Raw genomic sequence first — 8880 nt, 5'->3', positions numbered from 1 at the left:
CGATCTGCTGGGGCGACCAATACCAGCCCAGCATGTGGGCTACCAGTGGCCACAGCGGCCCATCGGGATCGAGCTTGGCCGCAGGGCGTGTTGCTCGGCGTCGCGCCACACAGGCCGCTTGTGCCGTCTTCCATGCGTAGCCGCCATCGTGCTGGTTGCGCCGCAATTCACGGCTCAGGCTCGCCGCGCTGCGTCCCAAGCTCCGGCCGATGAATCGCACGCTCCGTCCTTGCTCTTTCAGCGTCTGCAGCATCACCCGCTCTTCAGGCTGCAACTGCTGGAATCTTCTCGTCATCTTCACACCCTACCTCATGGGCCAGGTGTTGCATTTCAGATTTGAGACCGCCAATGCTGTTCCTATTGGGAAGAATTTCGCAACTATTGCCCCGAAGGGGGTGGCCCAACTAGTGGCCCCTGCCACAAATATTAACGGGGTCGTGATACGCACTTGCTTTTGCAATCCACAAAACGGAACCGTCAATTTGGTTGCAGCAACGAGTGCGCCATCAGGAATCTCCGATGCAACTAAGTCAGTCATCTTCAGTGGCAATGGGAACACGGCAGCAGGTTCGAATACTCAAATATTCGCCCCAAAACCTTTATATATCCCTAAAGGTCTTGGCTTGTGGGTTGCCACCTCTACAAATGCAGGGGTAATCGCCCTCACTTGGGATGTTCTAAGTTAGTTCTTTGAAGCCTCCGAGCCGAAGTGCGCCGCTAGCAGCGCGCCTCGGCTGGATCGAGGCTGCAGTCGCCTCTCATTTGTTGCAACCACTTGGAAGGCATTTCAACATCAACTGCATTCCCAGCACACCAATAAGCATGGAGAAATTACCACGAATCAATATCAACGATTAAGCAATTGGATTTATATCTTGCTTATCTCAATTACTGTGCAATCTGCCGCCACATTTGTGTCATGCATTCTTTCCATTCGAAGCCCTGCCACATCTAGTAATTGATTGAATTCATTACACGTACGAACCTTCCCACCTGTCCATACGACCTGCTCAAGCAATCGCGTTCGCAGCCAAGGTTTTGCAGAAAAGTTGTCTTCCAAAAATCCTTCTATCAAAAAAAGCCGACTGTTTGCTCGCATTGCCTTGGAGATGTTCGAAAGAATAGCTGTCGCGCCTATATCAGGCCAGTCATGCAAGACATGCTTCAGAAGATACGCATCCGCACCTGCTGGAATTGCATCGGTTAAGAAACTCCCTCCCATGAAGCTGCCCCGTTCTGCCAGGTCTGCATCTGCAATACTCTTCTCGGCAATAGGTGCAAGATGTGGTTGATCAAAAACTACTCCTTTCAAATTGGGATAACTTTGCAGTACCGCCACGAGAAAGCGCCCCGAACCACCGCCAACATCCACCACAGAGCGGGCTTTGTCTAAAAGTAGCGCCCGGGGAATCTCATCAGTATTGGTGTGTTGACGCGTGGCTGCATCCATGAATCGTACGAATACATCATTTGCAGAGCTGTTTTGCTTGTTGTACTCCCATAGCTTCTTACCGAAAGCCAGTTCGAATCCTGTCTTTTCACTGTGGGCGAGCTCAACAATCGAACCGAATGACGGTATAAGTTGTTGCCCCCATATCAGCACGTAGTCCCGCAGCCAACCGTTTTCAGTCTCCATCAGACGTTTGGAGCGGTTCCCGAGGGACCATTTATCCTCCGATGACAATCGCATGTACCCAAACGCCTGTAGGACCTTCATAACCGGATCAAGAATAGACACTTGCACGCGGCATGCAGCCGATATTTCAGAAAGAGATTCGCCGTCGGACTGATGAAGACGATCAAGCACTTGCCAATACGTGGCCGCATACAGTGCATGAGCCACATAACTGACGTTCAGAAGGTGAAGGGTATCCAGCATTGACGTACAAGTTTCTTGGAAACCACCATCGTAGCCCAAGTGCAAGGCGTCTCCCGCTGTAGTATTCAAATAGCATCGTTCATGCTTGAAAACCATCTCATCAATCCAGCTGACTACACAAACCCGGCAGTGCTGGTGTTGGAGCAGAAACGTATCTTTCGCCATGCGTGGCACATGGCCGCCCTGACCCGAGACGTACCGCAAGAGCGTGACTACGCAAAGCGCTCTATCGGCGAGACTGATCTGGTTATTCATCGTTATGAGGGTCGCATCGTGGCCTACGCCAACGTGTGCCCGCATCGCTTTTCCGCTTTCTTTGACAAACCGAGTGGCAATGGCCCCATTCGCTGTCCTTATCACCTATGGACCTTCAATGGAGATGGAATTGCAATTGGTGTGCCCCATCGGCAGAACGAGCCATTGACTTGTTACCAAACACCAGATCTACGCTTGGATATCTGGCAGACGGAAGTCATTGGCGAATTCATCTTTGTTAGTGCAGAACCACTATATAGTCTGGCCGATTTCCTCGGGCCTATGCTGCCTATCTTGAAGCAAATATCTGGAGTACTAGGATCAGAAAGACCGAATATCATTCAAGATATCTCTGCCAACTGGAAAATCGCGCTGCAAAATACCGTGGAATTTGAGCACGCCTTTTCTGTTCACGCAGAGACTTTTGGTTCTGACATGCAAAAGCCACTACAGGTGGATTGCGACCCGGATGCTGAAAATTCCATTTCATATGTCACTCGCATGAACCCGAGGCGCTACCTACATGCTCGCGATGCCCGGATCAATGAGATATTCAAAAGGGTGCAGATCCCTTATCCAGATGGTTATCGCCATCATCTGATCTTCCCGGCCACGACCATTGGATACACGGACAACCAGCAGTTGGCCATTATGGATTACCAACCAGTTGCCCCTGGTAGCTGCAGAATGTCAGTTCGCCTTTTCAGTTTTAAGGTTCCGAATCTCACCAAGGCAGAAATGGCAATGTTAGACATCGTTGGCCCATGGCATGTTGCTTACACGGAACGGCTTTTTGTAGAAGATAAGAAAATTTGTGAAGCAGTACAGCACGGACTATCGTCCAGAATTGCACGCATGAAAGGCATCATCCAACCGGGCGAGCGTCTTGTTCATCGCTTCCAGCAAATTTACCGCCGCTGGATGGATCAATGAATCGAGAATATCCAAACCCCATCGACGCCTGTCTTGACCACGGAGCGCCCATCCAAGCATCTACATGATCGCCCCTCGCTGCACCCTGAAGTTCGACCTGTTTACGAAATCCTCGCGCAAGCAATAGATGAATGCAGCGGGAGGACCCGCTGCAGGTGACTGCACAGCGCATCGACTTCACGCAATTGGCCCGCTTGATCTGATCGATGCCCTCATTGAGCGCAGCAACGAGGGCAAGGGTGACCCGGCCAGCCTATCCCACCGAAGTGATGGTGCGCTTCCTCGTCTGAAGCGTCTGTACAACCTCTCGGGCGAACAGATGGAGTACCCGTTGCTGGACCACGCGAGCCATCAGCGCTTTTGCCGATGAACGCCCCCGACCGCAACACCATCTGGCGATTTGGCAAGCGCATGGAGGTGCCCGGCGCAGGGAAAGGATGCCACGCACGAAGAAGACCCGGCACGTGCTGGTTCGTGTGCGAAATTCGAGGTTGCAAGAGGTTCCCACACGAATCGACATGGGGCCAGGGCATGCCAATAACATTTGGCAGCAAAAAAAAGATCAGGTTGCAACTCTTCCCGATTAAGGCCGCTGCTAAGCTAGCCGCGCGAGGGCCGGTGCGCCTTTGCAGATAAAACGGGTCTGAAGCCATTTCGTCCATGGCTTTCATTCCCGATACATAACATCTTCAAATCTCAAATGCTCAAGCACACCCTCATTGCCGGATTGATCACGGCTTCTGCCTTCGCCTATTCACAACCTGCGCTCGATATTGGCGGCGTCAAATTTGGCGCCTCGCTGGAATCGCAAAAGGCCCAGATGCAAAAGGTGAATCCCCAGTATCAGTTCAGTGAAATCAAGACCCGTGAAGGCAAAGTGCTGGGCTGGCAAGGCATTGCGACCAACAAGAACAACGGGGTGAATGACCAGCTCCTGGCATTGCAGGACGACAACGGGAAAATCTGGTACCTGGGCCGGGTGCAGAAATTCGATGAAGGCATGCATATCCCCCATGACACGTATTTGGCTGCGCTGAAGGAGAAATACGGAGAGCCTTCCAGCCTTTCTCGGGACAAGCAGGACTTCTCCTGGATTTATGGCCGCGATTACGTATTTATCAAAGGGCCCAATCCCCCCTCCGGCATTTGTCCCTCCCAGGCAGGCGGCGACGTCCGGACCCCGCGCACCGAAATGTCCCAGCTCAAGAGCGCTGGCATCAACCTGCCGGTGCCTGGCGCCTTTGAACCCCGATGCGGATTGCAGATGAATGTCAAACTCTACAAGGGCGTGAACAGTTCCATGGTTTTCGGGTCTGAAATCCAGATCATCGAACACCAAAGCCGCTACGACGCCCTGGAGAAAAAACAGCAGGCAGCAGACGCGGCCAAGCAAAAAGCGATCGATGCCATGCAGGGCAACAAGCCGAAGCTTTGATATCGGGCAGCCCCGCGCCACGGAACGGCCATGCGGGCGCGCTAAGATTTTTGGATGCCCGCATCCTCCATCACGACCCGACCCGCTTCCCCCTCCCCCGCGCATCCGCGCATCGCCTGCCCCCTGCTGCGCGACAAGCTCATGACGGCCGAGCAGGCCGCCGCCCTCATCCCCCACGGCGCGCGCGTGGGCATGAGCGGCTTCACGGGCGCCGGCTACCCCAAGGCCATCCCGCCAGCGCTGGCCGCGCGCATCGAGGCGCTGCACGCCGCGGGCGAGCCCTTCAGCATCGGCCTGTGGACCGGCGCCTCCACCGCGCCCGAGCTCGACGGCGCGCTCGCCAAGGTGGGCGGCGTGAACATGCGCATGCCCTACCAGTCCGACCCCACCTGCCGCGCGCAGATCAACGCCGGCCAGATGCAGTACGTGGACGCCCACCTCTCCCACGTGGCGCCCTACGTGTGGTTCGGCTTCTGGGGCAAGCTCGACGTGGCCGTGATCGAGGTGGCCGGCGTGCTGCCCGACGGGCGCCTGATCCCCTCCTCCTCGGTGGGCAACAACAAGACCTGGCTCGACCAGGCCGACCGGATCATCCTGGAGGTGAACGCCTGGCAGCCCGAGGGCCTGGAGGGCATGCACGACATCTACTACGGCACCGACCTGCCGCCCCACCGCGTGCCGATCCCGCTCGTGAAGCCCGGCGACCGCATCGGCGAGCCCTACCTGCGCTGCGACCCCGCCAAGGTGGTGGCCGTGGTGGCCACGCACGCGCCCGACCGCAACTCCGTCTTCAGCCCGCCCGACGAGACCTCGCGGCGCATCGCGGACCACATCATCGAATTCCTGCAGCACGAGGTGCGGCACGGGCGCCTGCCGCCCACGCTGCTGCCGCTGCAATCGGGCGTGGGCAACATCGCCAACGCCGTGCTCGCGGGGCTGGACGCCGGGCCCTTCCAGCACCTCACGGCCTACACCGAGGTGCTGCAGGACGGCATGCTCGACATGCTGCGCTCGGGCACGCTGGAGAGCGCCTCGGCCACGGCCCTGTCGCTGAGCCCCGCGGCCACCGAGGTGTTCACGCGCGACATCGACTTCTACCGCGAGCGCATCGTGCTGCGCCCGCAGGAGATCAGCAACCACCCCGAGCTGATCCGCCGGCTGGGCCTGATCTCGATGAACGGCATGATCGAGGCCGACATCTACGGCAACGTGAACTCCACCCACGTGATGGGCTCGTCGATCATGAACGGCATCGGCGGCTCGGGCGACTACGCGCGCAACGCCTACCTCTCGATCTTCATGACGCCCTCGCTCGCGAAGGGCGGCAGCATCTCGTGCATCGTGCCCATGGCCTCGCACGTGGACCACACCGAGCACGACGTGCAGATCATCGTCACCGAGCAGGGCCTGGCCGACCTGCGCGGCCTCTCGCCCTCGCAGCGCTCGCAGGCGGTGATCGAGAAGTGCGCGCACCCCGACTTCCGCCCCGCGCTGCGCGACTACGTGGCCCGCGCCCGCGCGAGCGGCTGCGGCCTGCACACGCCCCACCTGCTGGACGAAGCCCTCTCGTGGCACCAGCGCTACCTGCGCACGGGCACGATGCGCGCGTGACAAGGCGCCCCCGCGGCCGCCTCCGATAATGGAACGCATCCCATCCCCGGAGACACCGCACATGCCGATCTGGAAGCAGCCCATCGACCTGCACACCCTCAACCACCCGCCCAGGCCCAACGCCGTGACGCACCTGGGCATCGAGTTCACCGAAATCGGCGACGACTTCCTGCGCGCGCGCGTGCCGGTGGACGATCGCACGAAGCAGCCCTTCGGCCTGCTGCACGGCGGCGTGAGCGTGGTGCTGGCCGAGACGCTGGGCTCGGTGGGCGCGTTCTACGCATCGCCCGAGGGCTGGCGCGCCGTGGGGCTGGACATCAACGCCAACCACCTGCGCGCGGCCACCGAAGGCTGGGTCACCGGCACCGCGCGGCCCGTGCACATCGGCCGCACCACCCACGTGTGGCAGATCGACATGGCCAACGATGCGGGCGAGCTGACCTGCGTCTCGCGCATCACCATGGCCATCCTCGCGCCGCGCTGAGCAGGCCCGGGCGGCGGCGCCCTTGCCTCAGAACGTGTTCACGATCTCAGGCGCCGCGTACCCCGAGGCTGCGCGCCAGCCGCGCCAGGGCCTCGCGCGCGGTGGGCTCCAGTGCCACGGAGCGCGCGAGCATCAGGTTGAGCCGCTGGCCCAGGCCCTCGACCATCCATCCCGAGCCCTGCTCGCGCGCCACGCCCTGGTCGTCGCGCACGCACGGCATCGCGGCGCACACGCGCGCCTCGTAGCTCTCGGGCGGCACGCCGTAGCCCACCACGGGCTTGCCCAGCGCGATGGCATAGCCCACCTCGAACACCGTGCCCGAATCGGGCTCCAGCCCCCGGAAGGCGGCCAGGTTGGCCGCCACGCCGTCGGCCTCGCGGATCAGGCGGATGTTGCCCTCGTAGATGCGCTGCGCCAGCGCATCGCCGCCGCCGTCGCCCTCCACCTGCGCATCGGTGGGCGCCACGCCCTCCAGGCCCTCCTGCGCGCACCACGCCTTGAGCTGCGCGAACACCTGCGCGCCGCGCGGGTCGAAGACGTCCGGGCCGGCCAGATAGATGCGCGGGCGCGGCTCCGGAAGCACTTCAGAGGTCAGGGGGGCTTCATGTCGCCGTGTTTGTTGCATTGTTTGCTATGTTTTTAATAGTATCTTCGCCGCTCATCCGGCCGGCGCGTCCCCGGCGCGGGCCATGCGGTCGCTCTTCCAGTACACGTCGTCGCCGCCGTCCATGCGGTTGAGCACGCGCGCGAGCACGAAGAGCAGGTCCGAGAGGCGGTTGAGGTAGCGGCGCGGCGCCGCGCGCAGCGCCTCGGCCTCGCCCAGCGCCACCACGCTGCGCTCGGCGCGCCGCGCCACCGTGCGGCACACGTGGGCCTGCGCGGCCGCGCGCGTGCCCGCGGGCAGGATGAACTCCTGCAGGCGCGGCAGCGTGGCGTTGTAGCGGGCCAGCGCCTCGTCGAGCCGGGCCAGCGCCTCGTCCTTGAGCAGCTCGAAACCCGGGATGGACAGCTCGCCGCCCAGGTCGAAGAGCTGGTGCTGCACGTCGCCCAGCAGCGCGCACACGTCCTGCGGCAGCGGCTCGCACAGCAGCAGGCCGATGTGGGAATTGAGTTCGTCCACGTCGCCCATCGCGTGCGGGCGGGCGCTGTGCTTGGACACGCGCGTCTGGTCGCCCAGGCCCGTGGTGCCGTCGTCTCCGGTGCGCGTGGCGATCTGTGTCAATCGGTTGCCCATGGGGCACTCCTGGGAAGATTCGGGGAGAAGGCGGCCATTCTCCGTTACATCCCGGACCCGAATGTGTACCCGGGCAACAGCGGGCAAAACTGCTGGCCCCGCGCCGCGTGCTGCGGTGCAATGAAGGCCTGTTCAACTTTCACGGAGCCTGACACCCATGCCAGCGATGCAGCAACGACGACTCGCCATGCCCTTCGATGCCCGCAGCGTGATGCTGTTTGCGGCCATCGCCATGGGAGGCGCCGCGGCCCAGGCCCAGACCGCCTCCACCCCCTCCGCGCAATCGCAGTCCGGCGCCGCCATGGGCGGACAAGGCCTCTCGGCCGCACCGGGAGGCAGCGGCGGCGCCACCTTCGGCGGCACGCAGACCGGCTCGGGCGGCACCTCGGCCAGCGCTTCGTTCGACCGCGCCGACACCGACAAGGACAGCAAGCTGAGCCAGAAGGAAGCCGCCCGCCTGCCCGCCATCAGCCAGAACTTCAAGAAACTGGACACCAACCACGATGGTGTTCTGTCCCGCGAGGAATTCGAGGCGGGCGTGAAATCCTGACACCCCCCGCGCTCGCACTGACGTTCATGTGATTACGCAACTACCACGCGAACTCCAGTTTTCTCTTTCAACCCTTCAGGATGAAAAGCCCGCATGGCAGGAGGCATGCGGGCTTTTCGCGTGCAGGCATCAATGAAATCATGCAATCCTGCGCATAAGAGAATCTCATGGGATGGCTTTGTTGCACAAATCACCCCGGCCACACCGGTAGACTGAAGGCGTGACGGAAGCAAAGAGCGAGAGGCGGACCAAGTACCGCACGACGAACTGGAAAGCCTACAACGCAGCGCTGAAGGCGCGAGGATCGTTGACGATGTGGCTGGATGAAGGCATGCAGTGGCTTGGCAAGCCGAACGGCAAGCGCGGGCGCAGCCCGACGTTCTCGGACGCAGCCATCCAGTTTTGCTTGAGCATCAAGTGCCTGTTCGGCCAGCCCCTGCGGCAGGCGCTGGGCATGGTGGACAGCCTGCTGCGGCTGGCCAAGCTGGACTGGCCGGTG

The 8880-nt window shown here is 60.9% G+C and carries 10 protein-coding genes and 1 pseudogene; 7 read left to right on the top strand and 4 right to left on the bottom strand.

Annotated features, from left to right (window positions below; translation table 11 throughout):
* The coding region (locus tag AX018_RS23790; RefSeq protein WP_146749435.1) for a helix-turn-helix domain-containing protein at nucleotides 1–295 on the bottom strand (295 nt) is incomplete at its 3' end.
* A 573-nt stretch (nucleotides 296–868) separates the two neighbouring features.
* Entirely contained in the window at nucleotides 869–1879 is a 1011-nt protein-coding gene (locus AX018_RS23785; RefSeq protein ID WP_170146340.1) for a methyltransferase, read from the bottom strand.
* A gap of 15 nt (nucleotides 1880–1894) precedes the next feature.
* On the opposite strand from AX018_RS23785, the gene AX018_RS23780 reads away from it, so the two are divergent.
* From AX018_RS23780 to AX018_RS23760, 5 genes and pseudogenes are all read left to right on the top strand, one after another.
* A complete protein-coding gene (locus tag AX018_RS23780; RefSeq protein ID WP_170146339.1) occupies nucleotides 1895–3067 on the top strand; it encodes an aromatic ring-hydroxylating oxygenase subunit alpha in 1173 nt (390 codons plus the stop codon).
* A gap of 245 nt (nucleotides 3068–3312) precedes the next feature.
* Nucleotides 3313–3496 (top strand): annotated as a pseudogene (locus AX018_RS26095) (transposase); the annotation flags it as partial.
* Between the two features lie 271 nt (nucleotides 3497–3767).
* Nucleotides 3768–4502 (top strand): hypothetical protein, encoded by a 735-nt coding sequence (locus tag AX018_RS23770; protein WP_111882678.1) that lies wholly within the window; start codon nucleotides 3768–3770, stop codon nucleotides 4500–4502.
* Nucleotides 4503–4556: 54 nt separating this feature from the next.
* On the top strand, nucleotides 4557–6113 hold the full coding sequence (gene scpC, locus AX018_RS23765) for a succinyl-CoA:acetate CoA-transferase ScpC (RefSeq protein ID WP_211322523.1): 1557 nt from the start codon (nucleotides 4557–4559) through the stop codon (nucleotides 6111–6113).
* 61 nt (nucleotides 6114–6174) lie between these two features.
* Nucleotides 6175–6597, top strand: coding sequence for a hotdog fold thioesterase (locus tag AX018_RS23760; protein WP_111882675.1), 423 nt, complete (start codon nucleotides 6175–6177; stop codon nucleotides 6595–6597).
* Between the two features lie 46 nt (nucleotides 6598–6643).
* Here the strand turns inward: AX018_RS23760 and AX018_RS23755 are convergent, their stop codons facing one another.
* Both AX018_RS23755 and AX018_RS23750 read right to left on the bottom strand, forming a co-directional pair.
* A complete protein-coding gene (locus tag AX018_RS23755) occupies nucleotides 6644–7180 on the bottom strand; it encodes a nucleoside 2-deoxyribosyltransferase (RefSeq protein WP_245951814.1) in 537 nt (178 codons plus the stop codon).
* Nucleotides 7181–7255: 75 nt separating this feature from the next.
* Complete coding sequence (locus tag AX018_RS23750) at nucleotides 7256–7831, bottom strand: cob(I)yrinic acid a,c-diamide adenosyltransferase (protein WP_111882670.1); 576 nt, start codon at nucleotides 7829–7831, stop codon at nucleotides 7256–7258.
* A 166-nt stretch (nucleotides 7832–7997) separates the two neighbouring features.
* On the opposite strand from AX018_RS23750, the gene AX018_RS23745 reads away from it, so the two are divergent.
* The gene (locus AX018_RS23745; protein WP_434803148.1) at nucleotides 7998–8381 is read left to right on the top strand and encodes an EF-hand domain-containing protein; all 384 of its coding nucleotides are present in this window, start codon (nucleotides 7998–8000) and stop codon (nucleotides 8379–8381) included.
* 220 nt (nucleotides 8382–8601) lie between these two features.
* On the top strand, nucleotides 8602–8880 hold a 279-nt coding region (locus AX018_RS23740; RefSeq protein WP_211322415.1), incomplete at its 3' end, for a transposase.

It is taken from the genome of Paracidovorax anthurii, from assembly GCF_003269065.1.
Taxonomy (GTDB): domain Bacteria; phylum Pseudomonadota; class Gammaproteobacteria; order Burkholderiales; family Burkholderiaceae_C; genus Paracidovorax; species Paracidovorax anthurii.
This window is presented reverse-complemented; position numbering and strand designations above follow the sequence as displayed.

Bases quoted from the DNA above. Each gene is read 5' to 3' on its own strand.
- AX018_RS23785 (WP_170146340.1), bottom strand. From the start codon at position 1,879: ATGCTGGATACCCTTCACCTTCTGAACGTCAGTTATGTGGCTCATGCA.
- AX018_RS23770 (WP_111882678.1), top strand. From the start codon at position 3,768: ATGCTCAAGCACACCCTCATTGCCGGATTGATCACGGCTTCTGCCTTC.
- scpC (WP_211322523.1), top strand. From the start codon at position 4,557: ATGCCCGCATCCTCCATCACGACCCGACCCGCTTCCCCCTCCCCCGCG.
- AX018_RS23760 (WP_111882675.1), top strand. From the start codon at position 6,175: ATGCCGATCTGGAAGCAGCCCATCGACCTGCACACCCTCAACCACCCG.
- AX018_RS23750 (WP_111882670.1), bottom strand. From the start codon at position 7,831: ATGGGCAACCGATTGACACAGATCGCCACGCGCACCGGAGACGACGGC.
- AX018_RS23745 (WP_434803148.1), top strand. From the start codon at position 7,998: ATGCAGCAACGACGACTCGCCATGCCCTTCGATGCCCGCAGCGTGATG.